Annotated in this window: 23 protein-coding genes and 1 pseudogene; all 24 read right to left on the reverse strand. The window is 44.6% G+C overall.

Going from position 1 to position 25,732, the window contains the following annotated elements; genetic code table 11:
- Positions 1 to 322: 322 nt before the first annotated feature.
- The gene (gene rpsO / locus M2444_RS04460) at positions 323 to 592 is read right to left on the reverse strand and encodes a 30S ribosomal protein S15 (RefSeq protein WP_036656390.1); all 270 of its coding nucleotides are present in this window, start codon (positions 590 to 592) and stop codon (positions 323 to 325) included.
- A 148-nt stretch (positions 593 to 740) separates the two neighbouring features.
- Positions 741 to 1,688, reverse strand: a complete 948-nt coding sequence (locus M2444_RS04465; RefSeq protein ID WP_094870288.1) for a bifunctional riboflavin kinase/FAD synthetase — start codon at positions 1,686 to 1,688, stop codon at positions 741 to 743.
- Positions 1,689 to 1,725: 37 nt separating this feature from the next.
- Positions 1,726 to 2,640, reverse strand: coding sequence for a tRNA pseudouridine(55) synthase TruB (gene truB, locus M2444_RS04470; protein ID WP_280786396.1), 915 nt, complete (start codon positions 2,638 to 2,640; stop codon positions 1,726 to 1,728).
- Positions 2,637 to 3,614, reverse strand: a complete 978-nt coding sequence (locus M2444_RS04475) for a DHH family phosphoesterase (RefSeq protein ID WP_094870290.1) — start codon at positions 3,612 to 3,614, stop codon at positions 2,637 to 2,639. The genes truB and M2444_RS04475 overlap by 4 nt, the downstream gene beginning before the upstream one ends.
- A 69-nt stretch (positions 3,615 to 3,683) precedes the next feature.
- Positions 3,684 to 4,031, reverse strand: a complete 348-nt coding sequence (gene rbfA / locus M2444_RS04480; protein WP_042128856.1) for a 30S ribosome-binding factor RbfA — start codon at positions 4,029 to 4,031, stop codon at positions 3,684 to 3,686.
- Between the two features lie 18 nt (positions 4,032 to 4,049).
- Positions 4,050 to 6,698 carry a translation initiation factor IF-2 gene (gene infB, locus M2444_RS04485; RefSeq protein WP_094870291.1) on the reverse strand — a complete coding sequence of 883 codons (2,649 nt, stop codon included), beginning with the start codon at positions 6,696 to 6,698 and terminating at the stop codon, positions 4,050 to 4,052.
- A pseudogene (locus M2444_RS04490) lies at positions 6,693 to 7,014 on the reverse strand (YlxQ family RNA-binding protein); the annotation flags it as partial. The pseudogene M2444_RS04490 and the gene infB, both read right to left, overlap by 6 nt.
- Positions 7,007 to 7,315 carry an RNase P modulator RnpM gene (gene rnpM, locus M2444_RS04495; RefSeq protein ID WP_042189416.1) on the reverse strand — a complete coding sequence of 103 codons (309 nt, stop codon included), beginning with the start codon at positions 7,313 to 7,315 and terminating at the stop codon, positions 7,007 to 7,009. The pseudogene M2444_RS04490 and the gene rnpM, both read right to left, overlap by 8 nt.
- 27 nt (positions 7,316 to 7,342) lie before the next feature.
- Positions 7,343 to 8,440, reverse strand: a complete 1,098-nt coding sequence (gene nusA, locus M2444_RS04500; RefSeq protein ID WP_042189417.1) for a transcription termination factor NusA — start codon at positions 8,438 to 8,440, stop codon at positions 7,343 to 7,345.
- 26 nt (positions 8,441 to 8,466) lie between these two features.
- Positions 8,467 to 8,934 (reverse strand): ribosome maturation factor RimP, encoded by a 468-nt coding sequence (gene rimP, locus M2444_RS04505; RefSeq protein WP_094870292.1) that lies wholly within the window; start codon positions 8,932 to 8,934, stop codon positions 8,467 to 8,469.
- A gap of 299 nt (positions 8,935 to 9,233) precedes the next feature.
- Positions 9,234 to 13,562: a PolC-type DNA polymerase III gene (locus M2444_RS04510; RefSeq protein WP_280786397.1), complete on the reverse strand. Its 4,329-nt coding sequence runs from the start codon at positions 13,560 to 13,562 to the stop codon at positions 9,234 to 9,236.
- A 270-nt stretch (positions 13,563 to 13,832) separates the two neighbouring features.
- Positions 13,833 to 15,281 (reverse strand): proline--tRNA ligase, encoded by a 1,449-nt coding sequence (proS, locus tag M2444_RS04515; RefSeq protein ID WP_280786398.1) that lies wholly within the window; start codon positions 15,279 to 15,281, stop codon positions 13,833 to 13,835.
- Between the two features lie 25 nt (positions 15,282 to 15,306).
- A complete protein-coding gene (gene rseP, locus M2444_RS04520; protein ID WP_280786399.1) occupies positions 15,307 to 16,581 on the reverse strand; it encodes an RIP metalloprotease RseP in 1,275 nt (424 codons plus the stop codon).
- Positions 16,582 to 16,727: 146 nt separating this feature from the next.
- Complete coding sequence (locus M2444_RS04525; protein ID WP_042189421.1) at positions 16,728 to 17,867, reverse strand: 1-deoxy-D-xylulose-5-phosphate reductoisomerase; 1,140 nt, start codon at positions 17,865 to 17,867, stop codon at positions 16,728 to 16,730.
- 20 nt (positions 17,868 to 17,887) lie between these two features.
- Positions 17,888 to 18,691, reverse strand: coding sequence for a phosphatidate cytidylyltransferase (locus tag M2444_RS04530; protein ID WP_094870296.1), 804 nt, complete (start codon positions 18,689 to 18,691; stop codon positions 17,888 to 17,890).
- Between the two features lie 21 nt (positions 18,692 to 18,712).
- The gene (locus M2444_RS04535) at positions 18,713 to 19,480 is read right to left on the reverse strand and encodes an isoprenyl transferase (RefSeq protein WP_280786400.1); all 768 of its coding nucleotides are present in this window, start codon (positions 19,478 to 19,480) and stop codon (positions 18,713 to 18,715) included.
- 78 nt (positions 19,481 to 19,558) lie between these two features.
- Positions 19,559 to 20,113, reverse strand: coding sequence for a ribosome recycling factor (gene frr / locus M2444_RS04540; protein ID WP_042189424.1), 555 nt, complete (start codon positions 20,111 to 20,113; stop codon positions 19,559 to 19,561).
- Entirely contained in the window at positions 20,113 to 20,841 is a 729-nt protein-coding gene (gene pyrH / locus M2444_RS04545; RefSeq protein WP_036688491.1) for a UMP kinase, read from the reverse strand. Before pyrH ends, frr begins: the two co-directional genes overlap by 1 nt.
- Before the next feature lie 105 nt (positions 20,842 to 20,946).
- On the reverse strand, positions 20,947 to 21,597 hold the full coding sequence (tsf, locus tag M2444_RS04550) for a translation elongation factor Ts (RefSeq protein ID WP_042189425.1): 651 nt from the start codon (positions 21,595 to 21,597) through the stop codon (positions 20,947 to 20,949).
- Positions 21,598 to 21,729: 132 nt separating this feature from the next.
- Positions 21,730 to 22,431: a 30S ribosomal protein S2 gene (gene rpsB / locus M2444_RS04555; RefSeq protein WP_094870298.1), complete on the reverse strand. Its 702-nt coding sequence runs from the start codon at positions 22,429 to 22,431 to the stop codon at positions 21,730 to 21,732.
- Positions 22,432 to 22,592: 161 nt separating this feature from the next.
- A complete protein-coding gene (locus M2444_RS04560) occupies positions 22,593 to 23,237 on the reverse strand; it encodes an endolytic transglycosylase MltG (RefSeq protein ID WP_280786401.1) in 645 nt (214 codons plus the stop codon).
- Positions 23,234 to 23,812, reverse strand: coding sequence for a hypothetical protein (locus tag M2444_RS04565; protein WP_280786402.1), 579 nt, complete (start codon positions 23,810 to 23,812; stop codon positions 23,234 to 23,236). Before M2444_RS04565 ends, M2444_RS04560 begins: the two co-directional genes overlap by 4 nt.
- 39 nt (positions 23,813 to 23,851) lie before the next feature.
- Positions 23,852 to 24,163, reverse strand: coding sequence for a hypothetical protein (locus M2444_RS04570; RefSeq protein ID WP_094870301.1), 312 nt, complete (start codon positions 24,161 to 24,163; stop codon positions 23,852 to 23,854).
- 148 nt (positions 24,164 to 24,311) lie between these two features.
- Complete coding sequence (locus M2444_RS04575; RefSeq protein ID WP_094874818.1) at positions 24,312 to 25,715, reverse strand: DUF342 domain-containing protein; 1,404 nt, start codon at positions 25,713 to 25,715, stop codon at positions 24,312 to 24,314.
- Between the last annotated feature and the right edge of the window lie 17 nt (positions 25,716 to 25,732).

Below are 25,732 nucleotides of genomic sequence, written 5' to 3' on the forward strand. Positions count from 1 at the left end.
GGAAAGGCTTGTCCCTAAGTAAAAACGCTTTCGGCGTCCTTATAAGGACGGTAGCGTTTATGCGAGAATTATAAGAATAAAGTATAACGTGAAACTTATACTTTCTTATAATTTAAGGTATGTAGCCTGTTCTGTATACATATAAGAAGAAACGGCTAAGTCTCACAGATGATGTAAAGTGGCCGTTTTTACGAATAATCTCATCAGTCTTGCTATAAAGTTTTCCCTAAATTTTCAAAAAGCAACCCAGCTGTCCCGCTGTCGCTCCGAGAAGGACATACGGTATACAACCAGGCTGCTTTAAGGGTTATCTTATGGAAAATTAACGACGCAATCCCAGTCTTTCGATCAGGGCGCTGTAACGTCTGATGTCTTTGTTTTTCAAATACGCCAGAAGTTTACGACGTTGTCCAACCATTTTCAACAATCCGCGACGGGAGTGATGATCTTTCTTGTGCGTACGCAAGTGGTCAGTCAAATTAACGATGTTCTCCGTTAGGATAGCAACTTGCACCTCAGGGGATCCAGTATCGGATTCGTGAGTTTTGTGCTCGTCGATCAATTGATGTTTACGTTCTTGAGTTAATGCCATCCTGTTCACCTCCTTCAATATAATCGCCACTAGCCTCGTCACCGTCGGTGAGAACGTGTAACCAAGCTAAGGTTATGGTGCTGTAAGCCAGCAACGTTTATTAGTATAGCATCTCCATTAACAAAAGTAAACGGCTTGTCCGGGATGACTATAGATTATACCCCAAAATCTTCTTCGCGGTTTCTGCATCCTCACCGATTTGAGTAATCAATGCACCAATGGATTCGAATTTTCGTTCAGGACGAATATAAGATACTAACTCCACCTTGAGCTCTTGATCATACAAATCACCTTCAAAGTCAAACAGATGGACCTCAAAGCTTGGAGTCAATACACCCTCATGGAAGGTAGGTTTAACGCCCACATTCATAACCCCATACAAAACTTTATCCTTATAAAAGACTCGGACCGCATATACACCTTTAGTCGGGATGACAAAATGTGCACTAAGCTTCAAGTTCGCTGTTGGAAAACCAATAGTGCGACCTCTCTTCTCACCATGACCCACTTCACCACGCAGATAATAGCAACGTCCGAACCAGGAGTTTGCCAGCTCTAAATCCCCGTTTTGGAGACTTTTACGAATGCCGGAGCTGCTTACCTTCTCTCCATCCAGCAGAAAAGGGGGAGCAACCTCTACATTCATAATACCTTCACCCAGCTTGCGAAGCATCTCAACATCGCCTTCACCTTGATAACCAAAACGAAAGTCAAAGCCGACAACTGCAGTTACAATATGTAGCGGCAAAAGCATAACAGAGACAAAATTCTGTGGACTTACACGGGAAAGCTGCTCGTTAAATTCAATAACATATAAGATATCGACACCCAAACTAGCAAGAATCTCCTGCTTTTCTACGGGTGGCGTCAAATACCCTTCATAATCACCCTTACCCATAACATCTTTAGGATGGGGATGAAATGTAAGGACTGCAGCCGGCACACCTTGTTTACGTGCGAGGGCCACAGCGGATGTAATGACGCTAGCATGTCCACGATGCAATCCGTCAAACTGCCCTAGAGCAGCCACTTGAGGCTGAGCCCACTCTGCAGCAGTCTCCGGAGACATCGGATAGGTTAACGTTACGGTTCTCACGCTGTTTCTCACCTACAATTCACTTGGTAAAATTGATTTAAGCTTGTGCAAACACCTTCACTGGAGCAATTGCACCTGTATCTTCCAATTCATAAATGCCAAGAAATCCACCTTGAAGATCGTATAGCCGAAATTGACTGTTCGACTTCACCTCTGGAGCGATAAATCGTGAGGACAAACGCTGCCCCTGCAAAGCTGCCTTCTTTTTCTCATCCATTACCGTGTGCTTTGGCATATGAGAAATGGCTTCGTCTGCAGCGATTAAATGATCTTCCAATGTTCCGGCTTCTTTGTGAGTCGCAATATCCTCTAGCGTAAGACAATGACTAGCAGAAATCCCTGCCGACATCGTTCTCTCTAGTTTCACCATCACACCCGGCAGTCCAAGTGCTCGTCCGATGTCGACACAGAGTGTACGAATGTACGTCCCCTTAGAGCAAAGCACCCGGAATGTGATATCGGGATGATTGCCTTCCCAAGTCATATCCGTCATTTCAATTTCGTAAATCTCTACTTCACGGCTTTTACGTTCAACGGTTTTACCTTCTCTTGCCAACTCATAAAGACGTTTGCCGTCAACTTTAACCGCAGAATACATCGGTGGAACCTGAGAAATAACCCCTTTAAATGAAGCAAGCACTGACAGAATCTCTTCTTCAGTTACATGCACCTCATCTACAGTTTCTATAATGGTCCCAGTTAAGTCCTCAGTATCACTGGACATCCCCAGTCTCAATGTTGCCACATATTCTTTGGGCAACTCCTGAATATACTCCACGACACGAGTAGCGCGGCCTAAACAAAGCGGTAGCACACCTGTTACCTGTGGATCAAGTGTTCCTGTATGTCCGATCCGTTTCATGCCGAGAATACGACGCGCCTTGGCCACAACATCATGTGAAGTGAACCCGGCTGGCTTGTAAACCGCCAGTACACCTTCTAATTCACTCATAAATGACGTCTTACCTCCTCAAGCACTTGCGCTATTGCCGTTTCGAGTGTAGCTTCTATACGCGCACCTGCAGCACGGGTATGACCGCCACCTCCAAACGTTTGCGCTAGATCAGCCACATCGACCTTACCCGCAGAACGTAAGCTAACTTTAACCGCATGTTCATGAATGACTTTGAACAGAATCCCTACTTCCACACCTCGAATATTGCGAGGGTAGTTCACGAGACCTTCTAAATCTTCATTAGCAGCAGCACATTCAATCATATCCTCCGGTGTAACATAGAGCCAGGCAATATCCCCTTCGGGTGATAATTGAAGAGTATTTAACGCTTTATTTAAAATTTTAATCTGCGGCAATGTCATTTCTTCAAGTAATGTCTCAGCCAGTTCAGGACCGTTAACGCCATATGATAGCAGTTCAGATACGGCTGCCATTACTTTTGGTGATGTGTTGGTATATCGAAATCCGCCAGTATCTGTCAAAAGACCTGTGTATAAAGCTGTGGCGATATCAATGTCCCATTCAATCTCGAACGTCTTCAACAGATCGAACAAAATTTCCGCAGTCGCAGCAGCATCAGGTTTGATTAAATTCACAAGACCATAACCGTTGTTAGTGGGATGATGGTCAATGTTCAGGATTAGAGCATCCTTCGCAAAATAGCGATGAGTTAGTCCTACTCGCTGAAAATCAGCACAATCCACACAGATCACATTGCTGTATTGACGGGGCGGCTCACTAGAGGCCATATTGATGATTTCCTCCGAATGCCATAAGTATTCCATCCGCTTCGGTATCGGTCCTTCATTTAGCATAGTGTATTTTTTGCCCAGACATGAGAGAAGCCAGCCCACCGCTAGGGTGGAGCTGACTGCATCTCCGTCCGGCTGAACATGCGACACTACAAGGTAATCGTCGTGTTCCAGCAGAAACTCACGGGTCTGCTGGAGACTTTGTTCATAGCTCTGCATTCGCCGTCTCCTTTATAAAAGTTGTTCAAAATAGCCTTGAGCTATTTTGAACTCCTTTTGTACCTATTTCTAATCGTTCTTATGAAGCTCTCCAAGAAGTTTCTCAATGTGACTGCCATAAGCGACAGATTCATCGATCTTGAAGATCAGTTCCGGTGTATGCCGGAGGCGAATCGCCTTGCCAAGCTCGGAGCGAAGAAAACCATTTGCTTTCTCAATCGCTTTAAGGGAGCCTGACTTCTGCTCTTCATCCCCGAACACGCTTAGGTATACTTTCGCTTGCGACAGATCGTTAGTCACGTCTACGCCAGTTACAGTTACAAAACCGATTCGAGGATCTTTCAGTCCGCTTTGGATAAGTTGACTAAGCTCTTTCTTGATCTGCTCGCCTACTCGTCCTGCTCTAATTTTAGACATCTATATTCACCTCTTCGCTTAGCGCTCTACAGTTTCCATAAGAAACGCTTCGATAATGTCGCCCTCTTGGACGTCATTATAGCGTTCCAAAGTTATGCCGCATTCATAACCTTGCGCCACTTCTTTGGCATCATCTTTAAAGCGTTTCAAGGTATCAACTTTACCTGTAAATACAACGATTCCGCTACGGATCAAGCGCATTTCAGCATTACGGGTAATTTTACCATCAATAACCATACAACCTGCAATGGTACCCACTTTACTGATTTTGAATACGCTACGCACTTCAGCGTGACCGATAACGTTCTCTTTATAGATAGGATCAAGCATACCCTTCATTGCACTTTCAATTTCCTCGATTACATTGTAGATGATGTTATGGAGACGAACATCTACTTTTTCTTGTTCAGCAGCTGCCTTGGTCTGAGCGTCCGGACGAACGTTAAAGCCAATAACAATAGCATTAGATGCTGCTGCAAGTGTAATATCGGATTCCGTAATGGCACCAGCACCGCTGTGAATGATCTTCACGCGGACACCTTCCACTTCGATCTTAGCCAGGGAACCTTTAAGTGCCTCGACTGAACCTTGTACGTCAGCTTTAATAATAACGTTAAGGTCTTTGATCTCGCCGTCTTTAATGTGCTGGAACAAATCATCCAATGTTACACGAGTGTTCGTATTCAGCTCAGATTGGCGTTGGGAAGTGGAACGTCTATCAGCAATCGCACGGGCTTTACGCTCGTCTTCGAAGGCCATAAACGGATCACCAGCCTGTGGTACTTCAGTCAAACCAGTAATTTCTACTGGAGTGGATGGTCCAGCTTCCTTGATCTTACGTCCTTTGTCATTAACCATCGCACGTACACGTCCGAAGCAGTTACCTGCTACAAAAGCATCGCCGACTTTCAATGTACCGTTCTGTACCAGAACACGTGCAACGGGTCCACGATTCTTATCAAGCTCAGCTTCTATAACTGTACCGCGTGCCCGTTTGTCAGGGTTCGCTTTGTACTCGTTTACTTCAGCAACGAGCAGAATCATTTCCAGCAGTTCTTCCAAGTTAATACGTTGTTTTGCAGAAAGGTTAACGAAGATGGTATCTCCGCCCCACTCTTCAGGAACGAGTTCATAGCTTGTAAGCTCTTGCTTCACCTTATCAGGATCAGCACCTGGCTTATCGATTTTGTTGACAGCAACAATGATCGGAAGTCCAGCAGCTTTAGCGTGTGCAATAGCTTCAACAGTCTGAGGCATAACACCGTCATCCGCTGCAACTACGATAATTGTCATATCCGTAACCTGTGCACCACGAGCACGCATAGCCGTAAATGCTTCGTGACCAGGTGTATCAAGGAACGTGATTTTCTTCTGATTGATTTCAACTTGATAAGCACCAATATGCTGTGTGATTCCGCCAGCTTCGCCTAGTGACACACTTGTCGAACGAATGGCATCCAGCAAAGTAGTTTTACCGTGGTCAACGTGACCCATGATTGTAACTACTGGAGGACGGGTCTGAAGCTCATCTTCAGTATCATTCTCTTCCACAGTTTCGAAGCTATCCTCATCAACAGGAATCTTCACTTCTACTTCTACGCCAAATTCAGCAGCGAGCAGAAGAATGGTGTCGATATCCAATTCTTGGTTAATGGTTGCCATTACACCCATAGAAATCAGCTTCTTAATTACTTCAGAAGCGTCTTTGTGAAGCAATTTCGCAGTTTCACCTACGGTCATGCTGCCACGAACGATAATTTTCTTAGGTGTATTATCAATCTTCTCGCGGTGAACCATAGGTTGATTCTTGCCACGGCCATTCTTACCACCACGACCGCGGTAGTTACCGCCTTTACCATCATCAAACCGTCTATTGTTCGTATTTGGTCTACCACCGGTTGTGTTCTTCTTAGGACCTCTGTCGTCACCGCGTGTGAAACCACCACCTGTGCCAGATTGACCTTGTGGGCGGCTGTCCGTGCGAGGTGCACTGCTTTGTCCTTGCGGACGGCTGCCAGTATTACTTCCTTGTGGACGGCTACCGCCGGTAGTACTACCTTGCGGACGGCTACCACCTGTGTTACTTCCTTGCGGACGGCTGCCACCAGTATTACTACCTTGTGGGCGATTGCCGCCTGTACTACTTCCTTGCGGACGGCTGCCACCGGTATTGCTACCTTGTGGGCGATTGCCGCCTGTGCTACTTCCTTGCGGACGGCTTCCGGTAGTACTATTTGTACGTGGAGCTCCGCTTTGTTGCGGACGTGCATTTTGCGTTGAACCTGTTGTTGTTCTGCGGGAATCTTGTCCGCTTTGGGGCCTTGGGGACGTCGTCGATTGGTTGTTGTTTTGGTTACTGTTCATACCTACCTGCTTTTCCTGTTGATTTTTGTTGGCATTCTGAGCACTCTGGGGTTCGGCAGTTACTGCACCGGTTGACACCGGGCGGCTGCTGGAGCCGGTATCCCGCTTGGCTGCAGCGTTCGACTTGATATCCTTGAAGAATTGCTCTACTTTGTTCACGGAACCGTTCTCCATGACACTCATATGATTATTCACAGGGACATTCAAACGCTTCAGAATAGTAATAATTTCTTTACTGCTCATGTTTAGTGACTTGGCATATTCGTACACACGCAATTTATCTTTGTTCTCTTCTTTAGTCAATAAATCCACCTCCGACAGTATCTCCGAGTTGCTTGGAGATCATTTCCGCGAATCCTTTATCCGTAATGGCCAGTACTACGCGCTGGTCTTTACCAATACTTGCACCGAGGCTGTCTCGGTGAAATGCGATTACTAGTGGAATATCGTAGGTTCCGCATTTATCACGGAACTTTTTTTGGGTATTATCTGAAGCGTCACCTGCCAGAACGACCAGCTTCGCCTCTGAAGACCGTACAGCTTTGAGTACAGCCTCATCGCCGGTGACTATCTTGCCTGCTCTCATGGCAAGCCCTAAATAAGAAAGCGCCTTACTCATTATCCTCACTATCCTTTGCTGCTAGAAACTGCTCTTCCACGGAAGTAAATTCCCTGGCAAGCTGGTCATAGATTTCAGGACTCACTTGACATTTCAAAGCACGGTCAAGTGCTTTATTCTTCTGTGCCAGCTTAAAGCATTCAAGCTTGCCGCATATGTAAGCACCACGGCCTGACTTCTTACCTGTCAGATCAATCAGTACTTCGCCCTCGGGCGTTCTAACCACTCGAATCAGCTCTTTCTTCGGCATCATCTCTTGGGTAGCAACGCATTTGCGCAGCGGCACCTTTCTTTGTTTCATACATACGCCTCCCGTCAAGCAGGTTAATTAATCAATGGAGACGGAATCCTGATGCATTTCATCAATAGAAGTTCTCGGTCTACCGTATTCCTGCTCCGCTTGACTCTCACTCTTGATATCAATTTTCCAGCCGGTAAGCTTAGCGGCAAGGCGTGCATTTTGCCCTTTAATACCGATAGCCAGTGATAATTGATAATCAGGAACGATCACCCGTGCCATTTTCTCTGCTTCAAAGACTTGAACTTCAAGCACCTTGGAAGGGCTGAGTGCATTAGCAACATACTCTTGCACCAGATCAGAGTAACGGACGATATCGATCTTCTCGCCACGAAGCTCAGTAACGATGGTTTGAACGCGTGTTCCTCTTGGGCCTACGCAAGAACCAACTGGATCCACTTCCGGATTGCGGGAATACACAGCAATCTTCGAACGGAAGCCAGCTTCACGAGCTACGGAACGAATTTCAACTACACCATCAAAAATTTCCGGAACTTCTAGTTCGAACAGACGCTTCAGCAATCCGGGATGACTGCGGGACAGCATAATTTGCGGTCCTTTAGTGGTATTCTCAACTTTAGTGATATAAGCCTTGATACGCTCACTTTGCTTAAACTTCTCACCTGGCATCAATTCACTAAGCGGCAAGACCGCTTCGATTTTACCAAGATCAATGTAGATGTTCCGCATATCTTGACGTTGTACAAGTCCTGTTACAATATCATCTTCTTTGTCAATAAAGGCATTATAGATGAGTCCACGCTCTGCTTCGCGAATCCGTTGTGTTACAACCTGCTTTGCAGTCTGTGCAGCAATGCGCCCGAAATCACGTGGTGTTACTTCAAGCTCAGCAATGTCTTCAAGCTGGAAATGCGGGTTAATTTCTCTGGCTGCCGGCAATGAGATTTCAGTCCTTGTATCCAGGACCTCTTCAACAATTAGCTTGCGGGCAAACACTTTAATGACACCTGTGTTGCGGTTCATATCAACACGCACGTTCTGTGCTGCATTGAAATTACGTTTATAACTAGAGATCAGCGCCGCTTCGATCGCTTCGAACAGCACATCTTTACTGATGCCTCTCTCCCTTTCCAGCTCATTCATTGCTTCAATAAACTCCATACTCATGAATTTCCGGCCCCCCTTTCAAGACGTTAAAAAATAATGGCCAATCTCGCGCTTGCGACTTTGGCATACGGTATTACATGTTCTTTTTTGCCCGCGGAGATGAGCAGTTCCTCGTTCTCGAACGAGAGCAAACGACCTTCAAATTCTTTGAGTCCTTGAATCGGCTCATAAACAGTCACATACACGTCCTTACCTACCGCTTTAGCTACATCCGCAGCTTTTTTGAGAGGACGCTCTGCTCCCGGTGAGGAAACCTCAAGGAAATATGCCTCAGGGATAGGATCATTCTCATCCAACTGCTGACTGAAATATTCGCTAATGCTTCCGCAGTCATCAATATCAATGCCGCCTTCTTTATCTACGAATATACGCAGAAACCAATTGGAGCCTTCCTTCACGTATTCAACGTCCACCAGTTCGAAACCATTGTCGTCGAGATAGGGCCCGAGCATCTGCTCTACCGTTTGTTTAATTTTAGATTTGGGTGTGCTCAAAAGAAAATTACCTCCACGAACTTGTCTTTTGCTATATACCAAAGATAAAGAGTGGGTTTCCCCACTCTTTACACAACGGACTTATCTCATTATTACCAAAGAAATTATACCATAGTGAGTCTGGACTGACAAGTGCTAGCCCTTGACTCCCCCTTTGGAGCTCTCTTTTCTAGAAATACAAGAAAGTATAAGTTTCACGTCATCCTATACGTTTTGTATTTTTCGCAGAAACCGGTACCGTCCCTAAAAGGACGGCAAAGCCGGTTCTGCTTACCATGAAATAAGTGTTGTTAAAGCCTTTAAAATAGGGAAAGTTGATTGCTCTCCGGTAAGCCGCGGAAGCAGCCCATATTGGTTAGCAGCTCAATAACTGTCTTACTCGCCTTGGATTTCTGCTGGAAATCCTCAATAGAAAGGAACTCCCCGGCATCTTTCGCAGCAGCTATGTTGATAGCAGCATTCTCACCAATGCCCGCTAATGCGGAAAACGGAGGAATCAAACTCTTGTCATCAACAATAAACTTATTCGCTTCTGAGCGGTAAAGATCAATGTTTTTGAATGTAAACCCACGTGCCGTCATCTCCAAAGCCATTTCAAGGACAGGCAACATAGCCTTTTCCTTAGGCAAAGCTTGAAATCCTTTTTGCTCAATGTCTACGATCTGACGGTTGATCGCTTCATATCCCTTACAGCACAATTCAATATCAAAATCTGCTGCACGTACAGAGAAATAAGTCGCATAATATTCAATAGGATGATACAGCTTGAAGTAAGCGGTACGTACTGCAGAAATAACGTATGCAGCAGCATGCGCCTTCGGGAACATGTATTGAATCTTCAGACAAGAATCAATATACCATTGTGGAACCTTGCACTTTTTCATTTCCTCGATCCATTCGTCAGATAAACCTTTACCTTTACGAACACTCTCGGTAATTTTAAAGGCCAAGCTCGCATCCATTCCCGCTTTATAAATTAAGAAGAGCATGATGTCATCACGACAACCGATAACAGTCTTAATGTTACAAGTATTATTCTTTATAAGCTCTTGCGCGTTACCAAGCCAAACCCCAGTACCATGAGACAAACCTGATATTTGCAGTAAGTCAGCAAAGCTGGATGGTTTCGACTCAATAAGCATTTGACGTACGAACTTGGTACCCATTTCGGGCACACCATATGTCGCAACTGGTGATCTGATTTCGTCAGGTCTTACGCCAAGTGCATCTGTAGAGTTAAACATGCTCATGACTTTCGGATCATTCATCGGGATAGTAGTTGGATCAACACCTGTCAAATCCTGCAGCATCCGCATCATTGTCGGATCATCATGACCCAGAATATCAAGTTTCAACAGATTCGCGTCAAAAGCATGATAATCAAAGTGCGTGGTCTTCCACTCGGCATTGACATCATCCGCTGGAAATTGCACGGGTGTAATATCTTCAACCTCCATGTAATCTGGAACAACAACTATACCGCCGGGATGTTGTCCCGTACTGCGTTTAACGCCTGTGCATCCAGCTGCCAGCCGGCCAACTTCAGCTCCACGCCAACGTTTCTGGTGCAGTTCTTCGTATTTCTTCGTGAAACCGAAGGCAGTCTTCTCAGCGATGGTACCGATCGTTCCGGCACGGAATACATTTTTCTCACCAAACATTTCTTTGGTAAAGTTATGGGCATTCGGCTGATATTCCCCTGAGAAGTTCAAATCGATATCGGGAACTTTGTCGCCCTTAAATCCGAGGAAGGTCTCAAACGGAATATCCTGCCCTTCGCCTTTGAGCTTCTCACCGCAATCCGGACATACTTTGTCCGGTAAGTCGAATCCGCTCCGCACACTGCCGTCCAGGAACCATTCACTATGGCGACACTCTGGGTTTAGGCAAATATAATGCGCGGGCAAAGGATTAACTTCTGAAATCCCAAGAAATGTCGCTACTACAGAGGAGCCTACGGAACCCCGCGAACCTACGAGATATCCGTCCTTATTTGATTTTTTAACGAGACGTTCAGAAATCAAATAGTTGGCAGAGAACCCGAATTTGATAATTGGTGCAAGCTCTTTCTCCAAACGGGCAATGACTACCTCAGGCAATTCTTCGCCATAAATGGATTTCGCAGTGTTATAACAGGTCTCGCGAATTTCTTCGTCCGCCCCTTCAAGAATGGGTGTAAATAGCTTATCCGGAAACAGCTCCAGCTCTTCAAAACGTTCCGCCAGCTCAACGGTATTCGTAACCACGACTTCCATTGCTTTTTCAGCACCGAGAAATTCGAATTCAGACAGCATTTCATCGGTTGTGCGGAAGTGTGCATCTGGTTTACGTTGGTCTTTAAGCGGACTAAAGCCTGTGATTCCATTAATGGTAATATCACGATACAGCTTGTCCCGGGGTTCAAGATAATGCACATTCCCCGTTGCGATAACAAGTTTATTCAACTGTTCCCCTATTTCACAAACCTTGCGGACTACATCACGAAGCTCATCAGGGCCTGCTACAAAGCCCTTGTCTACCAAATGCATGTACATGGTCAATGGCTGTATCTCTAGCACATCATAAAAATGAGCAACCTCCATGGCTTCCTCAGTCGTTTTGTTGAGTACTGCTTCAAAAAACTCTCCACGTTCACAACCGGAAATCACGAGCAGTCCATCTCTATGCTCTTCCAGCTTGGATTTCGGAATACAAGGAACACGCTTGAAATATTCCGTATGTGACATGGAAATGAGCTTATAGAGATTTTTTTTGCCTACTTGATTAAGTGCATAAATATTACAGTGGAACGGTCTTGTGTTCGAAAGATCATTACCCACATAATCGTTTAGTCGATCAAGGCGGGTCATGCCCTTCATCTTTTCAGCATCTGCGAGCAATCCTGTTAATATTCCACCGAGTGCTATAGTATCATCAATCGCTCGGTGATGGCTTTCCAGAAGAACTTTATATTTATCGGCTAATGTGTTCAGCCTGTGATTCTTCATGCTTGGATATAGTAACCGGGCGAGCTCAAGCGTATCAAGAGATGGATTCGGAAGATCAGGTTCACCTATTTTACGTAACGAGGCCTGAATAAAACCCATATCAAATCTGGCGTTATGTGCAACAAGGATACTGTCACCCACAAATTCAACAAACTTACGCAGTACTGGTTCAAGATCAGGAGCATCCTTCACCATTTCATCCGTAATATTGGTCAATTGCTGAATATGATAAGGGATCTTCTCATGCGGATTAACAAAAGTAGAATAACGGTCTACTTCTTTGCCTTCGCACATTTTAATGGCCGCCAGCTCTGTAATATTATTGCGGGTAATCGATAACCCCGTGGTCTCTATATCAAACACTACATAGGTAGCTGTCTTCAAGTCCAAAGGCTGAGCATTCTCGACAATATTCACAGAGTCATTCACAACATTGGCTTCCACGCCATAAATCATTTTTATCTTATGCTTATGAGCTGCATGGTTCGCATCCGGAAAAGCCTGAACTCCGCCATGATCAGAAATAGCAATCGCAGGATGACCCCACTGGGCAGCTGTTTTGACATAGGTAGTGATCGGAGTGACCGCATCCATCGTACTCATCGTAGTGTGAAGGTGAAACTCCACCCGTTTCTTAGGAGCTGTATCTTTACGCGCAGGCGGTGCCTTAACTTCTGTTAAGTCCGAAGGAATCATCACTAGCTCAGGAATCTGCATAAACCGGTCATATTCCACTTTTCCGCGTGCTCTTACCCATTTACCGTTAGCTAACTGACTCATAACCTTCAGATCATCTTTAGTCTTCGCGAACATCTTCATTTGTAGAGAATCCGTAAAATCGGTCAGACTGAAAGTGAACAAGGTACTGCCATTGCGAAGTTCCTTACGATCCAGACCAAAAATGGTACCCTGAATAGTAATTTTCTTCTCTTCATCTTGAATTTCAAGAATCGGTACGGCCTGTTCCTTAATTTCATACCCCACTTGAAGCTTAATGACTTCACTAGGATCGCTATCATCAGCAGGAGCTTCTGTTTCTACTGCAGTCATCATCTGCTCAACGATCTCGCGTTGTTCTTGCTGAAGCTTTTGCTGAAATTCTTCATATGCCTCAACATTATTATTTTCATTCTCTGCCATTAGCACTTTAACTTTTAAGGTCAGACCGAAATACGTATCATAAAATTTAATAATCGCCCCATCGATGCCTTTTTTACGAGCCAGCTCCATAGAAGTGGAGTCACTCATCGTCAACATTAAAGTGTCCTCTTTAAGCTCTTGGGTAGAACGTGTCAGCCAGCCATTAACCGAAGGGACCTCGCGAGTCACCCACTCCAGAAACAATCCCCAATATTCTTGGACTATCTCTGCTCTACTAACTTTTTGATCATATACGAATAAAAAGCTTACTTTGGCTATATGCTGTAGTTTCTCCCGCATTCTGAGGCAAAATGTCCGGTATACCTGCGCTGGAACCAGGCTTTCTTTCGCAATCATAATTTGCCAGTCTCGGTTACCACGGCTGATCTCTACACGCTCTATATATCCATCTAAAAAGTAGGGATCCATAATTGCAGGTGGAATTTCACCTTGCTTCATCAAGAGCTCGAATCTTTTTCTTCTCTCCTGGTTTTGTTCCATGCTTTCCTCCCACCTTTGATAACTCCGTAAAACACAATCAATGATATTCAGTGAAAGTACAATATGATAAAAAAAACGACGTTGTCGGCTTTTAAAGACAATATCTGTTTCTCGTAAAAATAAAAGGGATAATTTATAGTGCAAACCTATAAATTCTTATATTTTAAAAAGCTTCTGGATTCAAAAAGCATTGGGTACTTTCGGCCCGCTGACTCCTCTCTCCAGAAGCTAGATTAAAATACTACAAGACTGTTGATCGGTGCCAAAAGATTAATAGGCCTTTGCAAAAACCACAGTATGCTCAGCTGGTTTGCCACAGCAAATGCAGACTTGCTTCTTCTCCGCCGGATCGAAAGGAATGTTGCGGCTTCCCGCACCTGTCTCTTCCTTAACTTTGGACTCGCATGCTTCGGAACCACACCAGCCAGCTAGTGCAAAGCCGCGTTTTTCTTCCATTGAAGCTTTCATTTCTTCCAAGGAATCCACAGAATAGAAATGGTCCTCGCGGAATTTCAAGGCACGTTCGAACATTTCATTATGAACCTGTTCGAGCATTGCTTGAACTTCTTCTACGAGGTTCTCTTGCTGAATAACCTTCTTCTCACCTGTGACACGGGAGACGATTACGCAGACGCCATTCTCCATGTCGCGTGGTCCAAGCTCCAAGCGCACAGGTATACCGCGCATTTCATATTCATTGAACTTCCAACCTGGCGTTACATCCGAACGATCATCCACACGTACACGAACGCCTGCGTTCTTCAGTTCCTTGAACAGCTCGTCCGTCCGTCCAATCACGGCTTCGCGAGTTTTAGGAGGTCCGATCGGAATCATAATTACTTGAGTTGGCGCTACCTTAGGCGGTAGAACAAGCCCACGGTCATCGCCATGCACCATAATCAGCGAACCAATCAAGCGTGTAGTGGATCCCCATGAGGTCGTATGCACATATTCTAAATTATTGTCGCGGCTCAAATACTGGATCTCAAATGCTGTTGCAAACTTGGTACCCAAGTAATGTGAGGTAGCAGCCTGAACAGCACGTCCATCTTTCATCATCGCTTCAATAGAATACGTATCTACAGCACCAGCAAAACGCTCGGAAGGTGTCTTTTGTCCAGTAATCACCGGAATAGCAAGGAAAGTCTCGGCAAAATCACGGTAGTTATCCAGCATCTTCATGGTTTCTTCACGAGCTTCAGCTTCATTCTCATGTGCAGTATGCCCTTCTTGCCAAAGAAACTCAGTAGTGCGGATAAATGGTAACGTACGCTTCTCCCAACGAACCACGTTCGCCCATTGATTGATAAGTACAGGAAGGTCACGATAGGACTGAATCCATTTGGAATACATATGCCCGAACATGGTCTCAGAAGTAGGACGGACAGCCAGACGTTCTTCAAGCACGTCTCCACCAGCCTCAGTTACCCATGGCAGTTCGGGATTAAAGCCTTCAATATGATCCTTTTCCTTTTGAAAGAAACTCTCTGGAATGAACACTGGAAAATAAGCATTACGATGCCCAGTTTCCTTAAGGCGACGGTTCATTTCCGCCTGAATATGCTCCCATATTTCATAGCCCTCTGGCTTAAATACGATACAGCCACGAACAGGAGAGTAGTCCATCAAGTCCCCTTTTTTTATAACATCAATATACCAGCGTGAGAAATCCTCGCTTTGCGGCGTGATTTCCGTAACGAATTGCTTATCTTTTGCCATGTAATGGAATGCCTCCCGAAGAAAATTAGCCGCTGATCAAACGTAAAATATCATTATACGTAACAGCAATCATTAATAAAAATAACAGTGCAAATCCGACAAAGTGAACCATACCTTCACGGCTCGGGTCTACAGGTTTACCGCGTAATGCCTCCACACCTAGAAACGCCAGACGGCTTCCATCGAGTGCCGGAATCGGTAATAGGTTGAAAATCCCCAGATACAAGCTTAGGATAGCAGCCCAATAGGTAAGATACTGAATGCCTTGTTGGGCAATTTGACCGGTTACTTCAAAGGTACGAACCGGACCTCCAATATCATCCATATTGAATTTATTGATCAATTGCTTAAAGCCCAGAAAGATAGCTTCCGTCGTATCGACCATAGCTTTACCTGAACCTGTCAACGTCTCTCCAACCCCAGCTTTGCGGGTAGGAAGCTCAGGTGTAATCCCTATTTTACCGCCTTCTTGTCCCTCCATGCTACGAGGAACGAGAGTCACATTAAGGGTCTCATCACCACGTTGCAGCATCCATTTCATTTCTTTCCCTTTGGACTCCGAGGTTAAGTCAATCATTTTTTGGTAATCGGCACCAATCTTCTCACCGTTGATGGATACAATGATGTCACCCTTTTGCAATCCCGCCTCTTGTGCAGGCATTCCTTCAGAGACATCACCGATCTTAACATAAGTAGGATTCTCCACCGGAATCCCAACCATTTGCAAATGGATGGCAAACAGAACAAAGGCTAACAGGAAGTTCATCACAGGACCCGCAACAATAGCCAATGCCCGCTGACCCACGGTTTTACTACCGAATTGGCGGTCTTTAGGCGCAATTTGAGTCTGCTGCGTTCCTTTAATCATCATCGCATGCGGATGAACATCATAAGTAGTAACTTCGCCATCCACATCCAAGCGGATTTGCAGATCATTTTCAAGATCAGTATGCAAAGCCTCACCACGGATAACATTTTTACGTGTATCCAATGCGTCCAGATAAATGTTTTTCACTTTGTTATCCTGACCAAGTCTTACTGCAATGGTTTGTCCAGAGCCAATCTCAATAATCTCTGGATCTTCACCAGCCATCCGAGCATAACCGCCAAAAGGCAGTAAACGCAAAGTGAACTGTGTCTCATTCCGTTTATAAGAAAACAGTTTCGGACCGAAACCGATAGCAAATTCCCTCACGAGAATACCGGCGCGTTTGGCAAAATAATAGTGACCCCATTCATGTACAGTCACCAGAACAAAAAACATGAGCACCGTTAATAAAACGACTTGAACCATTTCCAAACGTATCATCCCCCTTTAGCTGTAAGACCGAAGTATGTCCTCTTAATTTATCATTATTCTCCGATCAGGCACAAGAGAATCAACTGTCCCAACCTATTTTTAGGGCAAAGTAAGTATTTCCAGCCAAAAAGAGATCAATCTACATTCTACAACGTTGCTGCCAGCTCACGAACACGCTTATCACAGGATTCAATTTGTTCTAAATTCGGATTATCCTCGTTAATATGACGATGAAGCACTTCTCCGATGATCTCCTCAATGCGCAGGAATGGGATCTCATGACTCAAGAAACGAGCAACAGCAATTTCATTTGCTGCATTAAAAGCAGTAGTAGCTGTCCCTCCAGCTTTTCCACAATCCATGGCTAGCTTAAGCGCAGGGAATCGTTCATAGTCCATTTCTCGGAAAGTCAAACGTCCAACTTCAGCCAACGACAAACGCTGTGCCGGTGACTCCCAGCGTTCGGGATAAGTGAGCGCATATTGAATGGGGACACGCATATCGGGATTACCAAGCTGAGCAATAATGCTGCTGTCACGGAACTCCACATAAGAGTGAATGATACTCTCTGGATGCAAAAGTACATTTACTTGTTCATAAGGTAGACCAAATAGCCAATGCGCTTCAATCACCTCAAGCCCTTTATTCACCATTGTAGCAGAATCAATCGTGATTTTCGCGCCCATGCTCCAATTCGGATGACGAAGTGCATCTTCTACCGTTACATTCTTGAGTTGATCACGAGTGAAATCCCGGAAGGATCCACCAGAAGCTGTTAAAGTGATGCAAGCAATATCCGCGAGATTCTCACCATTTAAGCACTGAAAAATAGCAGAATGCTCGCTATCGATAGGTAACAACTTAACACCTTTACGATTAGCTAGATCAGTGACGAGGTGTCCTGCCGTTACCAAAGTCTCTTTATTAGCTAGTCCAATATGTTTGCCTGCTTCGATCGCAGCTAACGTGGATTGGAGGCCTACACTACCCATAACAGCCGTTACGACCATTTCGGCATCTCCACCTGCTGCCACCTCAACAAGACCTTCATTCCCGCTGTATAGCTGTATGCCTGAAGGCAGACTGGATCTAATCTCATCTGCCAGCTCCTTTGTCGCAACAGAAACACGACGAGGATTAAACCGACGAACTTGTTCCAGCAATAACGCTGTATTCGTTCCAGCTGCCAAGCCATCTACTTGAAAAGAGTCTGGGTGCATAGCGATGACATCTAGAGTCTGAGTGCCGATCGAACCTGTGGAACCAAGAACACTTATTTTTTTCATAGTTATACCCTCTCCTTCCGTTAATAGTAAGGCATAAGCATTACGATATGTACGAATGGAAATACGATAATCCAGCTGTCACATCGATCAAGAATACCACCGTGACCTGGCAGTAGCGTGCCTGAATCTTTGATACCATACGCACGTTTATAGGCAGATTGTACAAGATCACCAAGCTGACCCAGCACCGCACAAGAAAGCCCTATAAGGAGTGCTCGTCCAATCGCAAGTTGTTCAGGAGCAAATATTGCAAAAACGATAGCGATCAGCATCGAGATCAGTACTCCACCTACGGCACCTTCCACCGTTTTGTTCGGACTGATGGCAGGCCAAAGTTTGTTCTTCCCCATGCTTCTTCCAACAAAGTATGCCCCGGCATCACTACCCCAAATGCAGAAAAGGAGTAAAAAAGTCCAGAACAAACCATGTCCGTCATCCGATGCACGAGCCATGGCCATATAAGAAAAACCCATTCCAATGTATACTATACCAGTAAACAGCAAGGCTGTTACTCGAATATCTAATTTATTTTTAGTAAAAACTGTAACTAAAAGGAACAAGAGCAGCAAAATCCATATTCCTTGTTCCCATGATAAGGGTGCAGAGATCCCAAGTAAATTCCAAGGGATCATGAAACTTAGAATGGCTGCATAACCAAGAACGGTAGAACCGGAAAGCGCAGGTATCCCTATCATTTTCACAAATTCATAAAACCCGATAAAAGCCATGGCAGTAAGTAACAACTGGTATGGCCAGTTTCCCAACACGCATAAGCCTAAAAATAGTGCTCCGGCAACAATTCCGGTAATCAATCGCTGCTTCAAAGGTTTCCATCTCCTATCAAGCTACTTCAGTCCACCATAACGGCGTGTACGGCGTTGATATTCAGCAACTGCCTGATGCAAATGCTCCTTATCAAATTCAGGCCAATACACATCAGTAAACCACAGCTCACTATAAGCAAGCTGCCATAGCATGAAATTGCTAAGTCGCATTTCTCCACTTGTACGTATAAGCAAATCCGGATCTGGTAACCCACCAGATAACATTCGGCTATCGATTAGATCAGTCGTAATATCTTCCGGTGTCAAAGCCCCTGATTGGATGTCCTTACCAATGCTGCGCATGCAGTCCTCAATTTCTTTGCGCCCCCCATAATTAAGAGCAAAATTCAATATAAGTCCAGTATTGCCCTGTGTCCGGGCAATAGCTTCTTCCATAGCTTTGCGTGTAAATGAAGGCAATGCATCAGTATCACCCATCATACGTACTTGGACATTCTTCTCAATCAGCTCATCAAGCTCAATGGCTAGAAACTCCACTGGCAAGCGCATCAGATAATCGACTTCTTCCTTTGGTCGTTTCCAATTTTCTGTCGAGAACGCATACATCGTCAAAAACTCAACACCCAGTTCGTCTGCAGCGATTGTAGCACGTTTAACAGCCTTCATGCCATTCTGATGACCCACAACGCGCGGCAACCCGCGACGTTTAGCCCAACGCCCATTGCCGTCCATAATAACAGCCACATGCCGGGGAATGTTATCCGGTGAAATCTCGACTGGCTGTTGCCTGTCTTTACGGCTCAGCCACGCTTGAACCCGTTTGATCATTTCCGTTTCCTCCAAGCTCTTATCAGAAAGAGACAAACCCCACCATTAACGGAGGGGCCTCAAGTCTCTAGAATATCTTTATACTTCCATAATCTCTTTTTCTTTGGATACAAGCACTTTGTCGACCTCGGCTATGAACTTATCCGTTGTCTTTTGAATGTCTTCCTGATGGCCACGGGACTCATCTTCCGAGATACCGTTTTTCTCCATCTTCTTAATATCATCGTTGGCATCACGGCGAATGTTGCGGATCGCTACTTTCGCTTCTTCACCAAATTTCTTCGTCAATTTCACCAAATCCGTCCGACGTTCTTCAGTAAGCGGAGGGATAGAAAGACGAATGATTGTTCCGTCATTAGCAGGCGTTAAACCGATATCCGATTTCATGATCGCCCGTTCAATGTCAGACATCGATGTTTTGTCCCACGGCTGGATTAACAGTGTCCGGGAATCCGGAGTACTGATGTTCGCCAGCTGATTGATTGGAGTAGGGGAACCGTAATATTCAACTTGAATGCGATCTAGCAGTGATGTTGTTGCACGTCCTGCACGCAATGTTGCCAAGTCACGTTTCAGCGATGAAATCGCTTTTTCCATACGCTCTTCGGCATTTTTTTTGACCGATTGTGGCATTAATCTACACTCCCTTTAACAATCGTTCCGATCTTCTCACCGAGAACGACACGTTTGATATTGCCTTGTTCAGTAATGGCAAATACAATGAGCGGTATATTATTATCCATGCATAGAGATGAAGCTGTGGAATCCATAACACCAAGGTTTTTGTTCAGAACATCCATGTAAGTGAGCTGTTCAAACTTCTCGGCTGTGCTGTCTTTAAACGGATCAGCTGAATATACACCATCAACCTTGTTCTTCGCCATCAGGATCACTTCTGCTTCGATTTCTGCTGCTCTAAGTGCTGCAGTAGTATCAGTAGAGAAGAAAGGATTACCTGTGCCTGCTGCAAAAATAACAACACGGCCCTTCTCCAGGTGGCGAATCGCACGACGACGAATGTACGGTTCAGCAATTTGCTGCATCGAGATCGAAGTCTGCACTCTTGTTGGCACATCGATTTGTTCTAATGCATCCTGCAGAGCAAGTGAATTCATTACTGTTGCCAGCATGCCCATATAATCTGCAGTTGCGCGATCAATGCCACTTGCACTACCAGCGATCCCGCGCCAAATGTTACCTCCACCACAAACAATTGCAACCTGAACTCCAAGTTCTACAACTTCCTTGATCTGTTCAGCGATGGAAATAATCATGTCGGCATCAATACCATATCCGTTTTGTCCTGCCAAAGACTCCCCACTTACCTTAAGGACTACTCTCTTAAATACCGGCTGTTCCAAATGTATACCCTCACTTTCTGCAAAAGACGGAACACTACGTGTACGTGTTCCGCTCTTCTGATGCTTGCCCTTATTCAATTCTTCGCATTTATGATAAAGCTAAAATTAATTATTTACTTGTGCCATAACTTCTTCAACAAAGTTATCCACTTTCTTTTCCAAGCCTTCGCCTAGTTCAAAACGAGCAAAACGACGGATCGAGATGTTTTCTCCGATTGTGCTGATTTTTTCGTTCAGCAATTGAGAGATCGTTTTGTCCGGGTCTTTAACGAAGGTTTGCTCAAGCAAGCAATATTCTTCGTAATATTTACCAATACGTCCTTCAACCATTTTTTCAATGATTTTCTCAGGCTTACCTTCGTTCAAAGCTTGAGCTTTCAGGATTTCTTTTTCTTTTTCTACATCTTCTTGTGGAACTTCTTCACGACGAACATAACGCGGGTTTGCTGCAGCGATTTGCATAGCGATATCGCGAGCAAAATCCTTGAAGGAATCTGTTTTACCTACAAAGTCAGTTTCGCAGTTGATTTCTACAAGTACACCAATACGGCCGCCAGCGTGGATGTAAGATTCTACAACACCCTCAGTAGCAATACGCCCTGCTTTGTTTGCTGCTGCGGACAGACCTTTTTCACGAAGCAATTCAGCTGCTTTAGTGATATCGTTATTAGCTTCTTCAAGCGCTTTTTTACAATCAAGCATACCAGCGCCTGTTCTTTCACGAAGTTCTTTTACTGCTTTTGCATCAACTGCCATTGTTTATTCCCTCCAGGTAATTGTCGTTTTCTTACATTATTCAAGTCTTTTATCCTAAAAAAAGGGCAGTGAGAGGTTATCCACCTGCCAACCACCCTTTTCATTTAAGTTCTTGTATGTGTTAGTCGCTACTTAAGCAGTAGTTGTGTCTTCGCCTTGATGAGCTTCAACAACAGCGTCTGCCATTTTACCAGTCAACAATTTCACGGCGCGGATAGCGTCGTCGTTACCTGGAATTACGTAGTCGATTTCGTCTGGATCACAGTTAGTATCAACGATAGCTACGATTGGAATACCCAATTTGCGAGCTTCTGCAACTGCAATACGCTCTTTACGCGGGTCAATGATGAACAACGCGCTTGGTAGACCTTTCATGTTCTTGATACCGCCCAAGAATTTCTCAAGACGATCTTTCTCTTTGCGAAGAAGGATAACTTCTTTCTTAGGTAGAACTTCAAAAGTGCCGTCTTCTTCCCAAGCTTCCAATTTCTTCAAACGATCAATACGTTTTTGGATAGTTTGGAAGTTAGTAAGAGTTCCGCCCAACCAGCGTTGGTTAATAAAGAACATACCGGAACGTTCTGCTTCTTCTTTTACGGAATCTTGTGCTTGTTTCTTTGTTCCTACGAATAGGATTGTGCCGTTGTCACCAGCGACGCTTTTTACAAAGTTGTAAGCTTCTTCTACCTTCTTGACTGTTTTTTGCAAGTCAATAATGTAAATTCCGTTTCTTTCAGTGAAGATATAACGATCCATCTTTGGGTTCCAACGACGAGTCTGGTGACCGAAGTGTACCCCAGCTTCTAGAAGCTGTTTCATGGAGATTACTGCCATCTTCACACACCTCCTAAGTTTGGTTTATTGTGTGTCTCCTCCGCCGTGCGTCATCTTTCAGCAAGACTTTCTTCAGAAGAAAGCACCCCTTGTCGAAATCAACCGGCGTGTGTTTTAACACCGTCAATTACTATATCATATTTTATTAGTGTATGCAATGATCATTGAAAACTTATTAATTTTTCTACTATAGAATCTAGACTCTCGTCTTTATTAAAGGTGTAAGAACCCGATTGAATCTTCGTATTGATCTGACGTTGATTGGCGGCTTTAAGAAAACTAGCCTTATCCTTAATGACTTCAGCCTTCTCCAAAATATCTGCTGTTTTTGTCAGTGTGCTACCTGAAGGTATACGAACAACTACCCCTGCATTCGCAGTGGCTTTAGGCTTATCAGGTGCAACAGCAGTTGGTGCAGTAGTGACCTCTGGCTCCTCAATAGTGCCTTCTTTAGGCGTTGAGGGCTCTTTAGGAGGGATAACCTTACTGGGGTTATCAGATACTGCAGGAGATACTACAGGAGCGGGAGAAGCCGCTACTGAAGGCTCAGAAGGTGCCACGTTCTCCGTAATTCCCTCATTAACGCCAGCTGACTTCTGACCTTGAACAGCGTCCTCCAAAGCAGACTCATCCAAAGGAGGTTCAGTAGCTTCGTCGATAACCTTCAAGTTCAATTTCTCAGCACCTTGTATTACCTGTTCCTTGGTGAGTGGAGCCGCTCCACCGGATATCATTAATTGAAGTAATAGGGCGCCTGCAATTAGCCCTGTGCCAAGTCCGAACAAAAAAGAACGGTTCTTCATCATACCGATTCCTCCTGTTTGGCGAGTTGCAGAATCAGTTGCACTTCTCCCCGCTGAAGTCCAGCCGTCTTGGCAATGGAGTCTATCGATTTCCCCTGCTCATGTAGTTCAAATAATCGTGGATATCGCAATTTAATAGAACTAATAGGTTTCGCTTTCACTTCTGGTTGTATTGAACGTATTTCAGCACCGGCAGATGGGTCTCCGATCGCCGAAACCTTAGCATATGAACCCTTCTCAACCGAAACTTCCAACTCTCTTAACCGTTTTTCTTCATTAGTTACTCGGCCCTCTAGTAATAAAGAGCTTTGCTGTAATTCTGTTAATTGATGCTGCAAATCACTAATCTGCCCTTGCATTGCTACATGATTAGTTTGTGATTGCTGTTTAATGCTGCTGACTAACTGTACTAGCTCTTCATTCTCGCGCTCTATGTCAGCCATATATAGCTCAAGCGCAGCCTCTGTTTCTTTGAGGCTTTGCTGCTCTGCTTTTCCTTCCTTCATACGCGCTGGAAGTAAAAAGGCATAAAGAATAGCGGCGACACCTACTAGCACAATATACACCCATGGTTGCAAGTGCCTTATCTCCTTTAACATATCAAATATAACTACTTATTAAAGACTCAGATCAATGCGCTGTCCTTTGTAAGGATGTTCCGCATCACGAGTACCTGACTTCGAACGTTTCTCCGAAGAAGGATTCCCTCCGGAATGATGATTGCCTTTATCTCCGCCATCGCGTAAAGCAGATTCAGAAGATTCATCCACTTCAGCGCTTCGCATGGTCATTTCCTGGCTTTGTTTCACATTTTGTCCTGCCAGTTGATGCTGATCAATAGCGGGGCGCTGCTGAGATTCATTCTGAATCTTACCCGCTTCCGTAGTCCGAGGTAGTGCAATTTGCAGTTCCACTGGTTTTAGGCTCATCATAACCCTCTTCTCATAAGAAGAAACGATGTTGTCGTCTTTTGAAGACGATAACCGTTTCTCGTAAAAATATAAGGATAATGTATAACGTGAAACTTATACTTTCTTATATTTCAAGAATGGCCGGCCGCTATTGCTGCCCGCCCGATTAATTGTATGGCGTTAAGGATATATCACCTTCACTATAAATAAACACAACTCGTTCTGTGGGGTCCTTTACAAATCGAGTATATCTACCGATCATAATTTTGGATCCGCCATAGATCGTTTTAATCACTTCAACTCTAGCTCTGCCTGTATCTTCTAGCATTCTTTCAATCTCTAGCACACGTTCTTTAATTCTTTTTTCCTCACGTTGATGAGACTGTTTAGTAGCATTCAATTTTACGCGAAGTGCCACTTTATCTGCAGGGAGTTGACCATTAGTTGCCAATTGATTTAATAGATACAACGCTTTAGAGGTTTTGTCCTCATTTTCCAGTAGTTGACGCAGTGATTGCCGCAGCTCGTTAATCTCATTTCTTAGCTCAGGTACTACACCGACCTCAATAGAAGTCGCTGTGGACATGGTATTGCCTATTGTACGTGCTACGACTCTTTCCCCAGACTGTACAGTTCCGCCAACAATCAGACCCTTAGCTCCGTTACAAAGAACGTCTCTGCCCGCACGTATATTGGAGTGCATAATGCTCTGGGATACAATGACATCTTCACCAGCTGTTACATTACCATCTTGAATGAAAGAGACCTTAACATTTTTCCCAGCAGTTACATGTCCTTTGTTATAACCAATAATTCCACCCGTAATTTCGATGGATCCCCCAGAGATTAATTCCGCTCCTTCAACTCCACCAACTACACGAATATCTCCGGCGGACTTTACAGAAAATCCTGAAAGTACGTTTCCTCGAATAACGACGGTCCCTACAAAATCAATGTTCCCAGTACTGTAGTCCACATCACCATTCACTTCATACACAGGAAATACATTGATTTTACCGCTATCGGTTAAAGTAACAAGACCATCAATTGCGGCATACATCGAAGTTTCATTGTTATCAACGAGTACGTTCTTACCTACTTTAAAATGAGCTTCCTTTCCGGCTCTGAAAGCAAGCTCATCACCAGTTACAGTCTTACCATGCTTACCAGGCTGAGCAGGAATAATTCTAGCTATCAGCTTTCCTTTGAGGACGTTACGAAGCCGAACTAAATCCTTATAATCCACCTTACCATCCGCTTTTTCAAGCGGTTTGCGATCCTCTTCCAGATCAACAGTAAGCATAATATGTCCGTCGACTCCATTTACTGCAGGTTCACCTGTAGCAATAGCGACTTTACTCCAAAAAAACTCCTCCGGATGACTACAGATACGTTCAACAATATCACGCTGGACCCCGTAGCGAATATTGTGACTGTGCAGGAAGCTTTCCAATTCTGTAGGTGAGCAGGAAAAATTCTCATCCTTTTTGGAGAACTGTAAATACGCGATCCCTTTGTCATCCGAAAAAGTAATACTTAAGTACTGATCCAAAGCATTTTGACCGATCAATTTTGCTCCCCCTTGTC

Source organism: Paenibacillus sp. PastF-3, assembly GCF_029893135.1.
GTDB lineage: Bacteria > Bacillota > Bacilli > Paenibacillales > Paenibacillaceae > Paenibacillus_AQ > Paenibacillus_AQ nitricinens.